Annotated in this window: 17 protein-coding genes and 1 pseudogene; 14 read left to right on the forward strand and 4 right to left on the reverse strand. The window is 44.8% G+C overall.

The genetic code is table 11. The features are described from left to right. Positions 1-138: 138 nt before the first annotated feature. The 3 genes from NBH16_RS06195 (at position 139) to NBH16_RS06205 (ending at position 2448) form a co-directional block, all read left to right on the forward strand. Positions 139-897, forward strand: a complete 759-nt coding sequence (locus NBH16_RS06195) for a hypothetical protein (protein ID WP_178878807.1) — start codon at positions 139-141, stop codon at positions 895-897. A 100-nt stretch (positions 898-997) separates the two neighbouring features. Further along, entirely contained in the window at positions 998-1372 is a 375-nt protein-coding gene (locus NBH16_RS06200) for a helix-turn-helix domain-containing protein (protein WP_178878809.1), read from the forward strand. Between the two features lie 2 nt (positions 1373-1374). Beyond that, complete coding sequence (locus NBH16_RS06205; RefSeq protein ID WP_250788229.1) at positions 1375-2448, forward strand: AAA family ATPase; 1074 nt, start codon at positions 1375-1377, stop codon at positions 2446-2448. Positions 2449-3306: 858 nt separating this feature from the next. Here the strand turns inward: NBH16_RS06205 and NBH16_RS06210 are convergent. Then, positions 3307-3486, reverse strand: a pseudogene (locus tag NBH16_RS06210) (tyrosine-type recombinase/integrase); the annotation flags it as partial. Positions 3487-3771: 285 nt separating this feature from the next. On the opposite strand from NBH16_RS06210, the gene NBH16_RS06215 reads away from it, so the two are divergent. The 4 genes from NBH16_RS06215 to NBH16_RS06230 all read left to right on the forward strand — a co-directional run bounded on the left by NBH16_RS06215 (position 3772) and on the right by NBH16_RS06230 (position 7829). Beyond that, a complete protein-coding gene (locus NBH16_RS06215; RefSeq protein WP_250788230.1) occupies positions 3772-5001 on the forward strand; it encodes a site-specific integrase in 1230 nt (409 codons plus the stop codon). A gap of 25 nt (positions 5002-5026) precedes the next feature. After that, the gene (locus NBH16_RS06220) at positions 5027-6229 is read left to right on the forward strand and encodes a site-specific integrase (protein WP_250788231.1); all 1203 of its coding nucleotides are present in this window, start codon (positions 5027-5029) and stop codon (positions 6227-6229) included. A 6-nt stretch (positions 6230-6235) separates the two neighbouring features. Beyond that, positions 6236-6598, forward strand: a complete 363-nt coding sequence (locus NBH16_RS06225; RefSeq protein ID WP_006951737.1) for a virulence RhuM family protein — start codon at positions 6236-6238, stop codon at positions 6596-6598. A gap of 79 nt (positions 6599-6677) precedes the next feature. Further along, positions 6678-7829, forward strand: coding sequence for an IS256 family transposase (locus tag NBH16_RS06230; protein WP_250788232.1), 1152 nt, complete (start codon positions 6678-6680; stop codon positions 7827-7829). A gap of 159 nt (positions 7830-7988) precedes the next feature. Here the strand turns inward: NBH16_RS06230 and NBH16_RS06235 are convergent, their stop codons facing one another. After that, positions 7989-9686, reverse strand: a complete 1698-nt coding sequence (locus tag NBH16_RS06235; protein ID WP_250788233.1) for an ABC transporter ATP-binding protein — start codon at positions 9684-9686, stop codon at positions 7989-7991. 3 nt (positions 9687-9689) lie between these two features. After that, entirely contained in the window at positions 9690-11435 is a 1746-nt protein-coding gene (locus tag NBH16_RS06240; RefSeq protein WP_196009424.1) for an ABC transporter ATP-binding protein, read from the reverse strand. 201 nt (positions 11436-11636) lie between these two features. Between NBH16_RS06240 and NBH16_RS06245 the strand changes: the two genes are divergently transcribed. From NBH16_RS06245 to NBH16_RS06265, 5 genes are all read left to right on the forward strand, one after another. Then, positions 11637-14012, forward strand: a complete 2376-nt coding sequence (locus tag NBH16_RS06245) for a TonB-dependent receptor (protein WP_196009425.1) — start codon at positions 11637-11639, stop codon at positions 14010-14012. Positions 14013-14030: 18 nt separating this feature from the next. Then, on the forward strand, positions 14031-15212 hold the full coding sequence (locus NBH16_RS06250; protein ID WP_006951753.1) for a DUF4374 domain-containing protein: 1182 nt from the start codon (positions 14031-14033) through the stop codon (positions 15210-15212). A gap of 141 nt (positions 15213-15353) precedes the next feature. Next, positions 15354-16334 carry a helix-turn-helix domain-containing protein gene (locus NBH16_RS06255; RefSeq protein ID WP_196009426.1) on the forward strand — a complete coding sequence of 327 codons (981 nt, stop codon included), beginning with the start codon at positions 15354-15356 and terminating at the stop codon, positions 16332-16334. A gap of 91 nt (positions 16335-16425) precedes the next feature. Continuing rightward, positions 16426-16659 (forward strand): hypothetical protein, encoded by a 234-nt coding sequence (locus tag NBH16_RS06260; protein ID WP_004371347.1) that lies wholly within the window; start codon positions 16426-16428, stop codon positions 16657-16659. A gap of 22 nt (positions 16660-16681) precedes the next feature. Then, positions 16682-17008, forward strand: coding sequence for an RteC domain-containing protein (locus NBH16_RS06265; protein WP_196009427.1), 327 nt, complete (start codon positions 16682-16684; stop codon positions 17006-17008). Positions 17009-17095: 87 nt separating this feature from the next. On the opposite strand, the gene mobA is transcribed toward NBH16_RS06265, so the two are convergent. Continuing rightward, positions 17096-17512 (reverse strand): conjugal transfer protein MobA, encoded by a 417-nt coding sequence (mobA, locus tag NBH16_RS06270; protein ID WP_004371349.1) that lies wholly within the window; start codon positions 17510-17512, stop codon positions 17096-17098. A 710-nt stretch (positions 17513-18222) separates the two neighbouring features. On the opposite strand from mobA, the gene NBH16_RS06275 reads away from it, so the two are divergent. Together NBH16_RS06275 and NBH16_RS06280 are read left to right on the forward strand one after the other, a co-directional pair. Beyond that, positions 18223-18651, forward strand: coding sequence for a DUF3408 domain-containing protein (locus NBH16_RS06275; protein ID WP_061315419.1), 429 nt, complete (start codon positions 18223-18225; stop codon positions 18649-18651). An 824-nt stretch (positions 18652-19475) separates the two neighbouring features. Continuing rightward, on the forward strand, positions 19476-20156 hold the full coding sequence (locus NBH16_RS06280) for an HNH endonuclease signature motif containing protein (protein WP_061315418.1): 681 nt from the start codon (positions 19476-19478) through the stop codon (positions 20154-20156). Positions 20157-20339 lie beyond the last annotated feature (183 nt).

Consider the following 20339-nt stretch of genomic DNA (forward strand, 5'->3'; position numbering starts at 1 on the left):
TAGAGTATGATTTCTGAGTATGATTCATATTCTAACCATAATTATTTATAAATATCTGTCCAACAACCATTAGTATTTATGGTTATATGGAAATTAGTGCTGAACTTTGTCCTGCAAATTGTAAACAATCACAACTATATGGAGAATAATGTACAAGTTCAGAAAACCGCGGACATCAGTAGTCTGGTATGCGTGGTAATCGTTTCACTCTCAGCACTCACCGCATACAATCTTGGTGAAAAGTTCAATCACTATATCCTGTTTGATGTCACCATTTTTATTATCTCTTTGGTAATGCTCATTTTGACCTTTGCCGTATTCCGCAAAGTAATGGCAGGGCTTTATAAGAGTATTAACAATAGTGCTATAAATGAGCGAGTACAAAATAACTGTTCGCAAGAGGTTAGCTCAAATAATTCTATAACCGAGACTCAACCGGTTATACTGGAACAAATACCTGACAGTTTGGAAAAATATGAGAGTATTCTCGTGGAAGAGCAGCTGAAAGAGGTGAAGCGGAAAAGAGATACCATGATAGCCATCCGTGAATATGTGGTGGAAAAGACCTCGAAATATCTGTCAAAGGAGAATATCAGCACGTTATTCCACAATATCGAGTGTCTTGCCGAAAATCGGGGGACAGACTGCCAGCCAATCCATTCAACGAAAGAAGCGAAACTCAGTTCTCCATCTTTAAGACATTTGGCTTGGAATATCGGAGAACGGCTTGGAGTCTCCCGTCGCGACAGGGCGATATTTATCAAATCATCTTTCCCATACGAATTGCGAAACGCTGATATAGAATATCTGGAAGCCAATTTGCGTGTTAATGTCCCTTGCGACATCCCTATTGACGTGCCGGACAAAGGGGATTTCCGCTTTCATAACAATACTTGAGAATTAAACCGTGCAGACGGTAATCATTCTTCCGGCTGACGAATTTCTGCAAGATTTCATTCTGTTGGTTTGCAGCATATTAATTTAAATTATTGATAATATGACTGCAACTGAGTTAACTTTTAACGACCTGCCGAAAGTGGTAGGCGAACTATGCGAGCGAATCGCAAGTATGGAAAATTTGCTTAGGGACAATCTTAACCGTCAAAGCGAACCAAAGGAGAATCTGCATGTACCTATGACGGTACAGGAAGCCTGTACTTATCTGAAAATGCCGGTCTCCACCTTTTATTACAAGATAAAGAAGGACAGCATTCCGGTAATCAAACAAGGAAAGCACCTTTATATCTATCGTGACGAGCTCGACAAATGGCTGGAAGCATCACGCAAAACGTCAGTACCTCTCACCTATGAGGAAGAAAACGAAGCGATGTATTCCTCACATCGTCGCAAGCCTAACCCTAAAAACTGGTGAGTATGGAAACGCCAACACCCATTCAAGATCTTGCTCAGGTCACAGTAAAATGGCAAGATACCATGCTCAGCTTGGAAAAGGAGTACAAGCAGGAACCGGAAGTTCTGAAAATAGGAGGAGTGCCTGTCGGGACATTGGGAAATTTCAGCGCATCCATAGGCAAGGCTAAAAGCAAAAAGACTTTCAATGTGTCTGCTATGGTGGCAGCTGCTTTGTCCGGAAAGGAAGTCCTTAACTACACAACGGACTTCCCAGAAGGAAAGGACCGCATCCTTTACATTGACACCGAGCAGAGTCAGAACCATTGTATGATTGTGATGCATCGTATCATGAAACTGGCAGAGTTGCCGGCCAATGAGGATTGCGGCCGTTTCTATTTTCTCGCTCTACGTAAATTCAATCCGAAGGAGCGTTTGGCCATCATAGACGATGCCATCAGTCAGATTGAGGGTCTCGGCTTCGTGGTGATTGACGGAATCCGTGACTTGGTTTATGACATCAATTCACCGAGTGAAGCCACATGTGTAATATCCAAACTTATGCAGTGGACTGACGAATACCAGATTCATCTTCACACCATCCTTCACCAGAACAAAAGCGATGAAAATGCCCGTGGGCATATTGGCACGGAAATCAATAACAAAGCGGAAACGGTCATCCAAATCGAGAAAGACAAGGACGACAGCAACATCAGCAAAGTGGAAAGTGTGCATACCCGCTCAAAGGACTTCCTGCCATTCGCCTTCTGCATCAATGACCAATCGCTTCCCGAACTTCTGCCGGACTATGTGCCGACAAAGAAGAGTGCAGGTCGTCCCAAACAGGAACCGTTCTCCCCTTATAAGGATATCCACGAAGCCATCCATCGCAAAGCTCTCGAACTAGCTTTTGAGGGAAGAGAAACTATTTCGGGATATAAGGCTCTGGAAGAAGAACTGACCACTGCCTACGAACTGGCAGGAACGAAATTGAATCACAACAAGATTGTAGAGCTGATTAAGTTTCTCACGAACAAACGGATGGTGGTTCAGGAAAGCCGTGGCATCTATCGGTTCATACCGGATTATCACTACTAATCCCCCACTTGACTTTATTCTAAAAGTGTCTATTCGGGATAAGTCAAAGTTCAAGCGCAACGACTGGTTTCATGATAATTCACGGAACTGGTCGTTACCATTGACTGGGCTTGCCCGTTGTACAGACATTATCTTATATGGGTAGCCTAATCCCCCAAGCAACCAATCGGTCGTTTGAGATTGCCAAATCCTTCAGCAAGCTGATTAATGAGAAAAAGGCGTTATTTGGGCATTTTTTCTTTTCGCCAGCATCTCTCCTCGTCTTTCTCGCCCAAAAGCGAAATTTGCTAGTTAAATTGCGTCTAGGCTTGCCCATTATACAACATTTATTGAGTTAGGGTAACTCAATACCCCAAGCGATAAATCGCTCGTGAGAACCTGCCAATCCCCCAGCAAGCAGGATATGGCTCTTTTGCGATTATGAAGCGCATTTCAGGATTGCTTTTACGAATTCTTTTATGAACCTTATTAGTTCTTTTATGAACTCTTTTGTGAACTCTGTTCTTGCTTTTAAGTGGTATCCTGGAGTAACGTCGGCCACCATAAATGCAGATACTAGATGATGAACACAGAACTATTGTCCGAACACTTGCCAATTTAGCCACATCAACCTGCCAGATTCCTAAGATTGATTTTGCCAACTTCCGAATGGCATCCTAAAATAGGAAATAGCCTATCTTCTTTGTAGTGCGCAAAAAATACGCAGTCCATTGCGTAAAATGTAAGGTTATACATTTGCTAATAAATTTCAACCAGTTGCTTATTTGCAGACTCGCTTTTACGAACTCAAAAATCGCCAATCATGTTGGAATCGAGAGTGAGAGGATTGCCTTTGAATATCCTCCCACTCTTTATTCGTCATTTACCAAGTGACTTGAATACTTTTGCAATGCAGCGCTTTTTCTGTTCCATATTTGGATGAACATAGAGATCCAAAGTCGTTGAGATATTGGAATGTCCAAGCAATACACTAACTGTCTTGTAATCACATCCGGCTTCTATGCAACGAGTGGCAAAGCTATGGCGGAGTCCATGGAAAATACCTACCATTTGAGAATTTGGAAGAATATAGAGAATAAACCGATAACGTGTTGTGAATTAGTCGATTTTCTATATTCTGCGAGTATGATAGGAAAGCAGTTCAACACGGAATATTGAATCCTTTCGGTTACCAAACCGTTATCCGTTGGTTTCCCTAGTGTGGTGAGGTAACGGAAAAAGGAAAGGTTTTTCTGACATGGGTTCTATCTCACTGTTCCACAACGTTTTGCTTATCAAAGAACGCTTTAACAACGGGTAATTTTGCCCATAAAATTAAAGCGTATGAAAATAGAGAAATTCAAGGTGTTGCTCTACCTCAAAAAGAGCAGACCCGACAAGTCGGGCAAAGCGCCCATTATGGGACGTATCACCGTCAATCGTTCGATGGTGCAATTCAGTTGCAAAATCTCCTGCACATCCGACCTGTGGAATCCTCGTGAAAGCCGTCTGAAAGGTAAGAGCCATGAAGCCGTGGAGACCAATGCGAAGCTGGACAAGCTGATGCTCTCCATCCATACGGCATTCGATACCTTGGTGGAACGTAAGGTCGATTTTGATGCAGAAGGCGTCAAGAATCTGTTTCAAGGAAGTCTCGGAACACAGATGACTCTGCTGGAGATGACGGACATTGTCTGCGAGGATTTGAGGAAGCGCATCGGGATAGACCGTGCAAAGGGAACTTATCCTGCCTATATCTATACCCGGAGAACCTTGGCAGAGTTCATCGAAAAGGAGTTTCGCACCAAAGATGTTGCTTTCGGTCAGATGACGGAGCAGTTTATCCACGATTACCAGAGTTTCATCTTGGACGAGAAAGGACTTGCCATAGATACCTGCCGGCACTATCTGGCTATCGTCAAGAAAGTATGCCGAAAAGCCTATAAGGACGGTTATGCCGACAGATGCTTCTTCGCCCACTTCAGTCTTCCCCAACCAAAGGAAAAAACGCCGAAAGCCCTAAGTCGAGAATCCGTCGAGAAAATCCGTGACTTAGCAATCCCCGAACATCGCGCCTCCCATATCTTGGCAAGAGATCTCTTTCTCTTTGCCTGCTATACGGGAACAGCCTACGCCGATGCCGTTTCCGTTACACGTGACAATCTGTTCACGGATGAGAATGGCGGGCTGTGGCTTAAATACCGCCGCAAGAAAAACGAGCTTCGTGCCTGTGTCAAGCTGCTGCCCGAAGCCCTTGCCTTGATAGAGAAATACAGGGATGACGACCGTCAGACTCTCTTCCCGATGTTGCACTATCCCAATATGCGCCGCCTCATGAAATGTCTGGCTATCCTTGCCGACATCAAGGAAGACCTGACCTACCATGCCGGCAGGCACTCGTTTGCATCGCTGATTACCTTGGAAGCCGGCGTTCCTATCGAGACCATCTGCAAGATGCTGGGGCATTCCAACCTGCAAACTACTCAGGTCTATGCGAAGGTTACGCCCAAGAAGCTTTTCGAGGATATGGACAAATACATCGAAGCGACAAAGGATTTGAAACTCATATTATAAACACCCCATAGATAACAAACGAATTATGCGTAGCACATTTTCTTTACTACTCTATATCAATCGCAACAAGGTACGTGTGGATGGTACAACTTCCGTACTTTGCCGAATCTCCATCGACGGGAAAAGCACGACGATAACCACGGGTATTACTTGCAATCCCAAACAATGGAATGCAAAAAAAGCAGAGACCGCGGACGTGCGGACGAACAACCGCCTGAAAGAGTTTCGAAAGTATGCGGAGCGGCTTTATGATGAAATGCTCAAAGAGCAGGGTGTGGTCAGTGCCGAACTATTGAAAAACAGGATAGCAGGTCAGGCGGTCATTCCTACCCATCTGCTCCAAATGGGAGAAAGGGAACGGGAACGCCTTGCCGTCCGTTCCAAGGAAATCGACTCCACTTCGACCTACAGGAGTTCTCGGTATTACCAGAGCTATATCCGTGAGTTCTTGGACTCGAAAGGCAAGGCGGACATTGCCTTTTCGGACATCACCGAGGAATTCGGACGGGAATATAAGGTATACCTGAAGCGGTACAAGAACTTCGGGGCATCGCAGACCAACCATTGCCTTTGTTGGCTGAACAGACTGATATATCTTGCCGTAGACCATGAGATTATCCGTGCCAATCCTTTGGAAGAGTTGGAGTATGAGAATAAACCGCCCTCCAAACGAATGCACATCAGCAAAGCGGAACTCAAACAACTGCTAGAACTGAAACTGCCCGCCAATGACCCATTGAAGGAATTGGCTCGCAGGGCTTTTATCTTCTCCTGTTTTACGGGACTTGCCTATGTCGATACCCAACTGCTGTATCCACACCATATCGGGCGGACTGCCGACGATAGAAGATACATTCGCATCAACCGTAAGAAGACGAAAGTGGAGTCATTTATCCCTCTGCATCCGATAGCGGAGCAGATACTTGATTTGTACAATACGACCGATGACACGCAGCCGGTCTTCCCTTTGCCAAGCAGAGACATGATGTGGTTTGAGATACACGAACTGGGCGTCATTATCGGACGCAAAGAGAATCTGTCCTACCATCAAGCCCGGCACAGTTTCGGATCGTTCTTGATTTCCGAGGGGATTTGTACGGAGAGCATTGCCAAGATGATGGGACACGCCTCCATCACCAGCACGCAGACCTATGCGAAGATTGCAGAGAAGAAGATTGCAGAGGATATGGATAAGTTAATCGAAAGAAGAAAAAACAATGAATATTGAATTACTATGAAAAGAGAATTCATAACCATTGAGGAGAATGGGAACGTACACGTTCCTACGACTTCCATTTGGATGTCGGCTTGCGAAATAGCCGATTTATTCGGCGTATTCTCCGGCAAAGTAAACAGCCACATCAAGTCTATCTTCAAAGAAGGATTACTCAGAGAAGATGAGGTGATGCAAACGCTATTGTTTAAGGGTGGTGCAGTGGATTTATATAATATTGAAATGATAACGATGCTGTCATTTCGTTTTGCTTCTCCACAAGCCAAAAGTTTCCGTAAATGGATAATCAGAAGACTGACCGAAAAGAAGAGAACAAGTCCTCCGCTACTTGTGTGTTATGGCAAAGGTGGATGGTACAGTTGAATATGGATACTGTCCTAAAAAAGTGTGTAAGCCCCATAGCTCTTAACTTTGTGGTAACAAGAAAAACAAACTAAGAACAATGGAGCTTACAACATCACAAAAGTCGGCATTTATTTCGGAAATGCTATCATCGGAGTCAGGTATTAACGAACTTATTCGTATATTATTGAACACCTTCTCCAAGCAAGAACGTTCTCTTTTTGTCCAAGAGCATAAAGGAGAACAGTGCAATGGTTTCCGTCCCCGTCGATGGCAGGGCTATGGATGTAGCTTTGAGCTTCGCATTCCACGTACTCGTTCAGGGAGTTTCGAGCCCCTAATTTTGGGCATTCTTTCGCATCAAGAAAGCGAACGCGCCCTTCTCCTCCATGAACTTTATACGCGAGGACTTTCGTGCGAAGATATTGGCGCCGTGTGCGAACGCCTCTATGGTCATCACTATAGTAAACAGCAAGTTAGCTTCCTGTCCAACACGAGTAAGGCAGAGATCTACAAGTGGTTAGAACGCCAATTGTCTCCTCACTATTTGGCAGTGTACATTGATGCAACGTTTGCCTTTACTCGGCGAGAGGATAGTGTCTCTAAGGAGGCTTACTACACGATGCTCGGTCTACTTCCTGATGGTAGTCGCGAGGTGCTTTGTGTGGTGAATCATCCCACAGAGGGAGCGTTGAATTGGGAGATGGAGTTGAAAGCACTCAAAACTCGGGGCGTGGAACGGATAGATCTGATTATCTCAGATGCCTTACAGGGTATTGAACGCGCTATTTGCTCGGCTTTCCCTCAGTCAGCTCATCAGTTATGTGTTGTCCATTTCAAACGACAAGCCCTTAATGTTGTGTCTAAAAGGGATAAAGCTCAGATGACACAGGAGTTGGATGAGTTATTCCCTATTCGAGATATAGGACTTACTCCCATCAAGGCATTTGAGAAATTGTGTACATTTGCAGAGCGTTGGGGTAAGAGTTACAGGAGTTTCCTCTCTCTGTCTTCCCCTCGCAATATAGGCTACTTCACCTATCTGAGATTCCCAGAAGAAGTTCGTCGTATGATTTACTCCACGACCTGGGTGGAGCGCCTCAATCGCAGCTATAAGCGTACGTTACGTATGCGCGGAGCTTTACCCTCGGCTGGTGCCGTCGTATTCCTTTTAGGATCTGTTGCCCGAGAGATGACAGAAAGGACTTATGCTAGGAGGTTGCCCTACTTCCAAGAGCGGAGTATCAAATAAATGGATAATAACAAGAAAACCACAAAGTTTTTACCACAGGGGCATGCCCCTGTGGTAAAAAAGCAACAACTACGCTTACACACTTTTTCGGACACTACCTGAATATGAGAACAGGCAGTAAGATAAATGCGTCTTACTACCTGTTCTTTTTTAGCGATCTTACTGCATCGACAGCAGTTTGCAATATATTCCGCCTTTAGCTTCGAGTTCGGCGTGCATACCCTTCTCCATAAGCTGTCCCTTGTCCATCACGATAATCTGGTGGGCATTGCGGATGGTCTGCAAATGGTGGGCAATGACCAAGACCGTGCGCTTTCGGATAAGCACAGACATTGCTTGCTGTATTTTGTACTCATTGACGGGATCGACATTGCTCGTTATCTCGTCTAAAAGGAGGATCGGAGCATCTTTGAGGAAGGCGCGAGCGATGGAGAGGCGTTGCTTCTGTCCACCCGAGAGTCCCAAACCGTTCTCCCCAATTTTCGTTTCGTAACCATCGGGCAGACTGACGATGAAGTCGTGTATCATCGCCCGACGTGCGGCTTCCTCGATTTCCCCCTGTGTGGCATTGCGGTTGCCCACCTTGATATTGTTGGCAATGGTGTCGGAAAAGAGAATGACGTTCTGCATTACCACACTGATTTTGCCGAGTAGATAATCGTAGTCCATTTCCCGTATGTCCACTCCGCCGATACGGATACAGCCTGCCTGCGGTTCCCAGAAGCGGAGCAGCAGATTGGTGATGGTGGTTTTCCCCGACCCTGACGAGCCGACAAGAGCCGTTACCGTCCGTTCGGGTACGTTGAACGTGAGGTCTTTCATCTCGAACCCCTCTTTTTCATAGTGGAAACCGACACCATCAAACGAGAGGTCGAAGCGTTCCGCCGTTTTCGGTTGGTCGGGATCGACGATCACGGGAGCATCCAACAGACGGGAAATGCGTTCGTAGCTGTCCTTTACCTTGATGTAGTTCAGCCAATGGCTCTCCATATTGACAAAGGGCTTGTAGAACTCCTTCGATACGATGACGAACATCAGGTAAGCGAAAAGGGAAAGTTCGCCACGCCAAGTCCACCAAAGACCAAGCGTTGCCATCAGTGCAAAAGCCAATTCTATCAGAAAGGTGTATCTACCCACACTCACAGCTGCCAAACGAGAAGCATTCTTACTGCTTTCTCCAAATTCACTAACAGAGTGGTCGAGTCTGTCACGAAACATTCCTTTTCCTCCGAAGACTTTCAGCATAGGTATGCCCTTGACGTATTCAACGAAGAGACTGACCATATCCGCCAGACCGTCCTGCGCCTCCTGCTGTGCTTTCATTCCCGAACGGATGCCCCGATACAAGGAGAAGAGGGCAATAGGAAGGATGGCAATCATCGCCAACCCCATGTGCCAGTCCACCCAGAACAGCCCGATGCCGAGTATCAGCGCCACGATGAAATCAGCAGACATCCGTGTCCAAAGGTGCCCCACCACCATTTCCATATTGTCCACGTCTTTGTGAATGACAGTACTTATCTCGCCCAGCCGTTCATTGGTGTAGAAGCCAAGCGAGAACATTTTCAGTTTCAAGATGATCTTCTCACGGATGCGCTCCACGAGATCGAAGCCGGCAAAGTGCTTGCTCATATCGGCTACGGCATTGGATATGGTTTTCAAAATCAGCAGACCAACGAGTATCCACGCTGCCGAAATGAGCGAAACACTTTCGCCCGATATATGGCGGTCGATAAGGAACAGGACAGTAAGCATTATTGCCGTTCCGCAAAGGGCATAAACCACGAAAAACAGTGCCGAGATTATCAGATGCCGCACTCCGCGAACGGTCAATTCATTCAATATATTGCGTATCATTGTTTATACCTCCTCCTCTTTCAGTTGCCATTTGCTTACCCGTTCCTGTGTTTCCGTCATATTGCGATATAGTGGGCAGTTGTCCATCAATTCTCCGTGTGTTCCCGTCGCCACAACCTTTCCCTTGTCCATCACGACAATACGTTCCATATCCTGAATGGTGTTGAGACGGTGGGCGATGGTGATGACGGTCTTGTTACGCTGCAATTCATCAAGAGCTTCTTGAATGAGTTTCTCGTTCTCCCCGTCCAAGGCAGCGGTGGCTTCGTCGAGGATGACAATCGGCGAGTCTTTGAGCAACATCCGTGCAATGGAAATGCGCTGTTTCTCTCCGCCGGAGAATTTTACGCCGGCTTCGCCTGCCAAAGTATCGTAACCATTGGGTAACCCCGTAATAAAATCGTGAATGCGTGCACGTCGTGCAGCTGTTTCCACCTCCTCTTGCGTGGCGGAGGGCTTGCCGATACGGATATTGTCCCGAATGCTCGTGTTGAAGAGGAATACCTCTTGTTGCACCATAGAAAAGAAATCGGCAATGTTGTGTTCGGAGAGTTCCGCAAGGTTCTCGCCGCCCAGTCGAACGGTTCCCGACTGCGGTTGCCAGAAACCCATCATCAGGCTTGCCAGTGTGCTTTTGCCTGACCCCGATTCGCCCACAATAGCCGTATGGCTACCCTTGGGAAATTGCAGATTGACATCACACAACGCACAGTCTTTCTTATTCGGGTAGGCAAATGTCACGTGCTCGAAACAGACATCGGTCTGCATGGCATCCGTATCCCTGTCTGCCGTATCCTTTGCAGGTACTTCGGTAATCGACTGAACCTTCGCCAACGATTGACCATAGACAATCCTGAAATGCTGGAACGTAGCCAGTTTGGCAAAGGAATATGAGAACAGTCCACCCAATATCAGGGCGAGGATGAAACGTGCTACGGTCAGTTCGCCCGAACTCATCAACCTTAGCCCGACAAGGGTCATTACCACGATACCGCCCTCCAAGAACATCGTGATGAGCGTCATCGGAACAGTAACGCTGAACATGCTCCGCTTCACCCAATGGATATAATCGCGCATACCTCCGAGAACTCGCTCTGTCCGGGTCTCTTCGTGGCTGAATGCTTTAATGATTGGTATTGTAGCCACATATTCCAGAAGGTCTTCCGACATCTTCTGCGTATTTTCCATAAAGTGTCGGAAACTCTTGCCCCAAAACGTTTTAACTGCCATCTGCAAAAGAAATGCCAACGGTAGCAGCGAGATGAGCGACAGTCCCAGCCGCCAGTCCAATACCATAACAATTACCCAAAGCAAAGCAGGGAAAAGCGTTGCCGAGAGGATTTCGGGCAATCCGTGTGCCAGATAAATCTCGATTTGCTCCACGTCGTGGTTGATGATGTTCACCAAGTCACCCACCTTCCGCTCCTGAAAGAAGCCGAGCGGCAGCCGTTGCAAGTGGCTCACGATACGCAACCTTAACCGTGTGAGGGCGTTGTAAGCCGAGCGGTGCGCCCGCCAGATCGACGTTCCGTAAAACACGCCGCGAAGCAGGGCGAACAGCAGCAGTGCCGCTCCAACCATCCATATCGCCGTAGAAGTGAGCGTGTCGCTCATCAGTCTGTCCACCGCCCCCACCACGAGCAGCAGAGGCAGTGTGCCGAAAACGAGATGCAGTATGACCACCGCATTGGAGAGCAGGCTGCGGCTCTCCCGTTCCTCATCGAGAGGTTTGATTTTTTGTTTATTCATATGTATGTATCGTTTTGATTTTCTAAGATGCAAAAGTACGGAGACGCACAGGGGTAAAATAACCCGAATGAGCATTACACTGCCCGAAAACGATAACTTGACACATATAAAACTCAATAGGGGTATAAGTGTGAATAGTAGGGTTATTTATCTGTTTTATAGGTGGGTAATTTTGCACGGGTTTTCATAAACAGATAAGATATGTCAATCGACTCAATAGTTCATTTATACAAAAGAGTGCTCATCGTCAGCATCCTATTGCTGTGGGCTTATCCGATGTTCGCACAACAGCATTCCATCGAAATAAAAGTTATTGATGCAGAGAATGGAAACAGTATAGAATTTGCCACTGTGCAATGGAAAGGTTTGAACGATCCTTCGTACAAGAACGGTACAACCACCAACAGAAAAGGAGTGGCGAGACTAAATATCCATGCCCATCAAAAACTTGTACTAAGAGTGAGTTATGTAGGTTATCAGACAATTACCGACACAATTACGGCAAATGAAAAGCGTCATACCCTGAAGTTACGTCCGGAATCGACAGAATTGGCAAATGTGGTCGTCTTTGGAAAAACAAAAGCACAGGTTATCAGAGAGTCGCCCGAAGCGGTTTCAGTGATAAATGCAAAGGAATTGCAAGGTCGTTCCGTTTCTTTAGAAACCATCTTGAACAAGACCATTGGTTTGAAGGTCGGGCAGACAGGTGGATTGGGAAGCAGTTCGAGGATTATCGTTCACGGATTGGAAGGAAACCGCATTCAGATTCTTTGGGATGGTATTCCGATGAATACGTCGGATGGAGCCTTTTCGCTTGATGAGATTCCGATAGATATTATCGAACGGATAGAGGTCTATAAAAGCATTATCCCTGCACGTTTCGGTTGCGATGGCTTGGGTGGTGCCGTCAATATCGTCACGAAGGAGTTCAGTACGGACTATTTGGATGCTTCGTACGAACTGGGTTCTTACCGGACACACAAGGGAAGTGTCTTCTCGCGCAAGAACTTTCCGAAGAGCGGTATTCTGCTCGGTGCGGGAGGTTATTATACATCGGCAAAGAATGATTACTCATTTAGAGTTCCTGAAAGAGAGAACCTATTGGTAAAGCGAGACCACGACCGTTTTCGTTCGTATATGCTGAAAGGAAAAGTCGCTTTCACAAAACTTTGGTTCGATGAGATTAGTACTGAGTTCGGGTATTACAACCGTTTCAATGAGATACAAGGAGTATTGAAGAATATCCAGCACGCCGAAAACAAATCAGGAATGTTTATGCTCGAAAACAAGCTGATGAAAAGCGGGGTACTGAACAACCGCCTTAACTTCGAGTCGCATTTCTCCCTATCGCATACAACGAACAATTTTGTGGATACGGCACGGGTGAATCACGATTTCGAGGGAAACATATATCCGAGTCCGAACGGACAGGGAGAAACGGGAGATGTCCCTCACAACTCGAACGACAAAGGTTTGGAAATCAACGAACGCCTCAACCTTGATTACAGATTGTCCACCAATCATAGTCTGAACTTGAACATGCTTATCAACTATGCCCGAAGACAACCGAGCGATGACATTGCGAGTCAGCATGCTGGTTTTGTCATCGGAGGATTTCCAAGCAAAAAGACCAGTGTCGCTTCGGGACTGACTTGGGAGGCGAAACTCTTCGGCAGGAAACTGACGAATATGTTCTCTGCAAAGTATTTCCATCTCCACTCCGAGATAGAGGATTTGACGTCATACGAGATGATTGAGGCTCCGAAAAAAAAGAGCAATACGACATCGCAGATCGGCTGGATAGAGGCAATGAAGTACGAACCGTTCAGAGGCTTTCATCTGAAGGTATCTTACCAACGGGCAATACGCCTCCCCAATTCGCAAGAGTTGTTCGGCGACGGTATCATCACCTTTCCTGCTGCCGGACTGAAACCGGAGAAAAGCCACAACTTCAATCTGGGCTTCTTGATAGATAAAAACGGCGTACTCGGACTGTCGCGATTGCAATTTGAAGTAAATGGCTTTTATATGCAGGTGAGCGATATGATAAAACTGATGAAACAACATATGGCAGCTGGATATGTGAATGCGGAAAAGGTGCATATCAAGGGTATAGAGACCGAGTTGAAACTGGATATAACGCCGACGCTCTATGCCTACGGAAATCTGACTTATCAGGATGTGCGCGATGTCTTGGACTATTTGCCGGGCACTCAAGCCCTCAATCCGACAAAAGGCTTGCGATTGCCGAATATTCCCTACCTATTTGCCAACTTCGGAGCGGAATATCACAGCGACCGATTGTTCAAGAACTGGTATGTCAAGGCATTCTGGGACGGGAAGTTCACGGAAGAGTTCTTCTACTTTTGGGAACTTACCGAATTGCAGAAACGGCGCATTCCTCGCAGTTTCGTCTATGATATAGGTCTGTTACTGACTTATAAAAACAAATATTCCATCGCCTTGGAATGCCACAACCTGATGAACAAAGAAGTGTGGGATCAGTTCCGTCAGCCGTTGGCGGGACGGACGTTTCACCTTAAATTCAGATACGTCTTCTCGAAAGGTATTTTATAATTCTAAACATAAATAAGAATGAGAACAACAACATTGAAGAACATAGCTTTTTCTGCTATGCTGGTCGGCTCCATAGGGCTGACATCTTGCGACAAGAATGACGACCCAAAACCTACGCCCAACGATGTGCTACAGCATTTTGCCTTTGTACATTATGTGGACAAAAGTGCTTATGTCGGCACGTTCGGCGATTTGACTCCTCAAGCAACAGACAACAAGAAAGCATTCGAATTCGGCTTTGGGTGTTATCTATTCGCAAAAGGAAACACGGTACTTGTGCCCGAAGGGAAATTCGGAGATAAGGTACACAAGTTTACAAGAGGAGTGCACGGCGAGCTGCAGAAAGCAGGTACGATGACTTTTGAACAGATGGCGCAACCCGGAGAGATCAACTTCATCGACGAACAGCGGGCATACGTTGCTTTGCACGGAAGGGGCAAGATTGCACTAATCAATACCGCTACGTTGCAAAAGGAGGATGAAATCGACCTCTCGCCTTATGCCGTTCAGGACAATAATCCCGATCCCGGATGCAATGTCATTCGAGACGGAAAGATGTATGTAGCCCTCAACCAGCTCAATTCGCCCCACACCTCCGTACCGGGGACGGGGGCAGAGGTGGCTGTTGTTGACCTTAAAACGAAAAAGACCGAGGTCATCAAGGACAGCCGCACAAGTGTGGTCGGATTGTTTCGTCACTCCGATGCATTCATAGACGAGCGGGGCGACATCTACTTTTACAGTGCCGGCAACAACTTCAACGTTGCAGATAAGGAAGGATTCCTGCGTATCCGCAAGGGAAGCGACCAATGGGATGCTGACTACCTGTTCAACCTGTCGAAAACGACCATCAAGGGAATGGGCAAGACCGGGCAATATATGATAAAGTCTTACTATGCAGGTAACGGCATAGTATATAGTTGTCTGAAAGTAACGGACACTGAATTCGGAATACTCAAGAAAGACTTCCAGCCCGTGAAAATCGACATTTGGAACAAAACCATCGAAAAAATCGATTTGCCGATGACCGACAGTAACGGTTCTTTTGCCATAACCCGCTACAAAGATTTCATCGTCTTTGGTATGACGTGCAATAACGGAACGGGCTACTATACCTACAATACCAAGACGGGCGAATGCTCGCAAACACCCGTTGTTACTGCCGTGGGAGTACCTTCAAGTTTAGTCGCGTTTGAGTAAATCCCATATCGCAAGAGTATTCCCTCAAAAAGGAATACTCTTGTTTTTTTATAGAGCATGTGATTCAACAAGGATAAAAGTGTAAGGAAATCTTCTTTTTTATCCTTGTTCATTTGTAAATTTGCAGAAAGGTATAATGATATGATCATAGAATTTTGTGCAATCAATAAGCCTGAAGATTGGATGGAGATGGTTGCCGAGCAATTTGGCACATCGGTAACGGATAACGGTTTTACCATTCCGCCTTCGGTGGGCAGCGGCTTTTTCAAGCAATACTACCCGTTGCCGTGGCTCACATTGACCTACATCAGTTTTATGGCATACGAACCGATGACAATGGTGCGTCGCTCGGTGGAAAACTCGAAATGGATTCCCGTGATGTTTTATATCAACGAGCATAAACACGAGCAGATTATCGGTACAAGCATGAAAACGGTTGGGGTGGATACACTTGACGGTATCTTTATGCCTTCGAGCAATATCCCTACGGAATGGACTTTCGCGCCTAAACGGCAGTATGAAAACATCACATTGACTTTCAACAAGGATTGGATAGAGCAAATGGATACGGCTCACGAAACCTATATCGGTCGGTTGCTCCTGTCGGACAAGTCTTTTTATCTCTTCGAGACTATCACACCTGCGATGCAACAAGTATTGGATGGCATCAAGGCGATAGCCAAAAGCGATGCGCCTTTCTCTCCCCTCCATCTGCACGGAAAGGCAATAGAACTGCTGACAATATTCCTTGAAAAACTCGAAAAGCGTTCGGAAGTAAAATCTCTTTCCAACTTGAATTTGAACGATGTGGAAGCAGTATTCCGTGTCCGTCGCCGGATTTCACAAAGTTTAAACAACGTACCGAGCATTCCCGAACTGGCACGTGAAGCAGCAATGAGCAGCTCCAAACTGCAAAAATGCTTCAAGCAGGTTATCGGCAAGGCGATTGCCGAGTATGCCCTATCCGAAAAGATGGAATGGGCAAAACGACTGCTTTCCACTCGTCTTTACTCTGTATCCGAAGTAGGCTATAAAATCGGATATGCCAATCTCAGCCACTTCACGGAGGCTTTCCGCAAATATCACAGAATAAAACCCAAGCAATATCTCGACTCTTTGTGAGTTTTATGCAATAGGGATATTACTTGCCGTTTGAGGGTTATTTTGCCCTGAACAATCTTCAGAACTTTGCCTGCAAAAACCATCAGGCAATATGAAAAGACTTATTAAAAACGCATCTTTTGAGATGCTATTCTCTAATAAAAGTACGGAAGCAACCGATGACCTTATCAGAGAAATCATAAAGTTGGGGAATAGTGAAGAAAATCTTGTTTCATTGTTTCGCACATTGAACTTTACTCGATTCCATTTAAGAGGTATGGTTGAAAAAATAGGTATAACAACCGAAATGGGGAAAAAATGTATCGGAACTGCTCTGTGTTATTGACACAGAGTTGCTATTGTTGAGGATGCGAATGCAGGGGCTTCTTCCTGCTTTGCCAGTCAGACCTGCGAAGAAACTCCGTTGGACAGGCAGGGCAACAGACTTGGTCGAACCACTCTATGCACTCGATACCTATGGCTGTATTAACGATGGTGAAATTGGTATAGAAGAATTGGCAGATGCCTTTTCTGAAATCTTGGGTGTAGAAATCAAGAACTGCTACAACGTCTATATGAACATGAAACACCGCAAGGATGACAGTCGCACCTATTTCCTTGATGACCTCCGAGAGAAAATGAACAAACGAATGGTTGAGAGTGACCTGAAAGGCGGAAAGTTCAAGAAACGATAATTGCATTCAAATGCTTAATCAGGCTTCCCGAAATGAGAGGGAAGCCTGATTTTTGTTCATTAAGGAATAATAATGCACAGTAAAAGGCTATTGCCGATGTTGCCATTTCTCCTGAAACTCACGGGTGAGTTGCACGATTTCACCTCCAATTATTGCCAATTCAAACGTCATTTTCTCCAACTTGGCAAGCATTGCAAAGGCTTTTTTCTCAGTAAAGTTGCTCTTCAAAGCGACAACTGTCTGGTTGTAATTCACTCCGACACTGCGAAATTGTCCGTACAAAGTCGTCAGTTTTTGATAATAGTCAAGCAAGGAACGATCCACTTTTATCACTCGGAAAGTCTCGTTAAAGACCCTTGCCTTGATGAATAGTGACAGACTTGGCACACCGCTTTCCTCTTTCATCGTGAGGAAATGAGCGTATTCCGTCGGCGTGAAATTGACCGAAACACGCTTTTCTGTCTTCTCTTTGGAGCGTGCGCTCCGAATTTTCTTCATTTTCATTTCTTACTTTGGATTTTAGTGTTTCACGGCGTAACCGGCATTCAGAATGTGGCATTCTCTCCTCCAAGAAAAAACGACTTCGGAGTTTTTTCAGCTCTCTGCAAGAGCAAGGGTTTTATGCTGCAAAAACGGAGTCGTGCTGCATAAAACATACCTTGCTATTTGCCCGATGCAAATAAGTCTGTCCATGAAGGACGAAAACGTATCACTCAAAAAAGAGCACTTTATGTCTCGAAAGCTTCGGCTTACCGCTTGGATGCAAAATTACTAAGCGTCATGTCTAACTCCATTACCTCATATGAAGCCACAACTATCCAAATTGACGCCACAAGTACGCACTAAAGGAAATCACACTGATTACAGCATCACCGAGCCATATATTTGCACTGTCGAATATGTCGGTGAGGGTGTGCGTCTTCGATAACATCACGTTTCGATGAGCGATATAGGTGAGGGTATATACCAAAGAACATATCCTTGATTCTTTCACTCGAACGTGGGAATGTGCGAAAGCAGATACAATCGAACGATTGTATTGATGGACGCTAATTAACATCTCCACAGAAAGGGTATGAACAAAAGGATATAGCCCTGCTGGTACAAGCCAATTATTGGATATATCTCCGATAACGGATGTATTCATCTCCATCGGTAAATATCTTGGCAACGTAATGAACAGTGAATTGTACGACAATAAAAATTAAGGAAGTATGACAAAGAACAAAAACGGCAAGGTAGATCCCGTTGCCATCCGAGAACTTATTTCACAGGGTATTCCCATGAAAAGAAAAGAGAGTGAGATAAAACATTCTCAATCTGAAGAGCTGTGTGTTGAATCGGAACGTCCAAATGACGAACCTATGTCAAAGGATTTTTCAAGAGTCCCAAGAAGAGAAAGACGAAAGGCTGACAAAGGCGATTATGAGTCGCTTTTCATCTGTCGCAACACTTTGAAAAATCGCAAGACCATCTATATCGCCAAAGAGTTGCAGGACACGTTGGCGGAGATAGTCATGTCGATGAGAAACAGAGATATGACCATTGGCATCTATGTAGAAAACATCATCCTGCATCATCTTGAGATCTACAAAGATGAAATCAACAGATTGGCAGAGATAAAATTCAAGAAGCTGTTGTGAGGCATTTAGCAATGGCTTTTTGTTACTTTTGAGCCGTATCAACTCACTGTCAAAAGTAACGAAGTGTTTTTCATTGGGGAGGGCTTTGTCCATCCGAAGCATAAAAAAGAAAAGGAGCGGTCGGCAAATCTGCCGACCGCTTTACTTCATCTGTTCTTCTTGAATGATTATTTTTGATTTTATGCGGATTCCAGAGGAGAGGGAGATTGAGTTTCAATTTTTCTTTTTCTCTGTCCTCTCGTTTCCGACATTTTTTTTGCGTATTTCCGTCGGGTCGGTCGTTTTCGTTTCAAGGCGATAAAAAGGTAGGGCTTAGGACAAACAAGGTTTTACGGCGAGAATACTACCTGCAATGAAATGGAAGTGTGGAGATTGTCGTCTAAACGGCTTGCCGCCTCGACCTTTTTGTCCGTAGAAGCCCGGAACTACCTTTGCCGAAGAGAACGAAGACCGATCCCGAAGCGAATACATAGAGTAGAATGTGAAGTGGAACACGGCAGAGGACAGAGCGAAAAAATGAAAGGCAGTCTTCACAAGTAAGACTGCCACAACAATGAACAATAAGATGAAAAATATAATCAGTTGTCTGAATAGAGAGCCGTCAGAAAAAAAACGGAGAAAGTTTCGTCTTTCTCCGTAGATAGTATTACCATTTGCAATGGGTTATCCGAGTTATGCAAAGCGTTGTATATCATTGCAGAAGATAGGTCGCTAAATCATCACCTACTGCACTTCATAACTCATTCGGCTGTTTATAACCCATTACGCAGATTTATTATGAGATAGATTACCCCCTTTTCTGATATATATTCGCCCAAAGTATAATGAAATCACGAATAGCTATACCACAGTTGGCAAAAGTAAGAGCCATCCTTCAGAAAGAAATCGGATCAGTTTGTCCTTTTTGTCAAAATGACGATGTTGGGCATTTTGAGATTCATCATATAGATGAAAATCCTACAAACAACGAAATAGGGAATTTACTTTTGCTTTGTCCTACTTGTCATTCAAAAATCACCAAAGGCGATATTACAAGTATTGATGTGTACAAAAAGAAACTTTTGCTTTTAACCACTCCGATATCAAACAAAAGTAATTCTGAGAAAATTATAAACTTTAACAATAATGTAGAAAATGCCATTGTCGGGGACAATAATAATATTTCAATAAAACAGACGAAGAAAACGGTAAAACAAAAATATCCAGAAGGCTGTATAGGTTTTGATACGATAAAAGCAAACTATATCGGACATCTAATTAAACGATATAATGAATATAAAGAGTATGAGGTGGGAAAAGAAAATATGAACTATGCAGCATTTTCTTCTCATCTAAAAAAACGATATAAAATAGGTCCAACAAGGACTCTCTATAATTTACCAATTGAGAAATTTGAGGAATTAACAATATATATTCAAACTCGAATAGACAAAACAACACTTGCTAAAATGAAAGGGCGAGGACATAAAAACTACTCAACATTCTCAGAATATGCAGATGAATAGATTAGTAAATGAGTTGCATTTGATATGATTTTTGTATATGTGTGGTAATGTGTAAGCTTGGAGCTTTGTATTTTATACCATATGGTAGAGGCTAATGTCAAGCGTTAAAGCATTGTGTCCATTGCAAAGACAGGCTACTTAATTATTACCTATCGAAATTCATTATTCATATTCTTTTGTGTA

The organism is Parabacteroides sp. Y3-G-102, assembly GCF_023656845.1.
GTDB classification, from domain to species: domain Bacteria; phylum Bacteroidota; class Bacteroidia; order Bacteroidales; family Tannerellaceae; genus Parabacteroides; species Parabacteroides distasonis.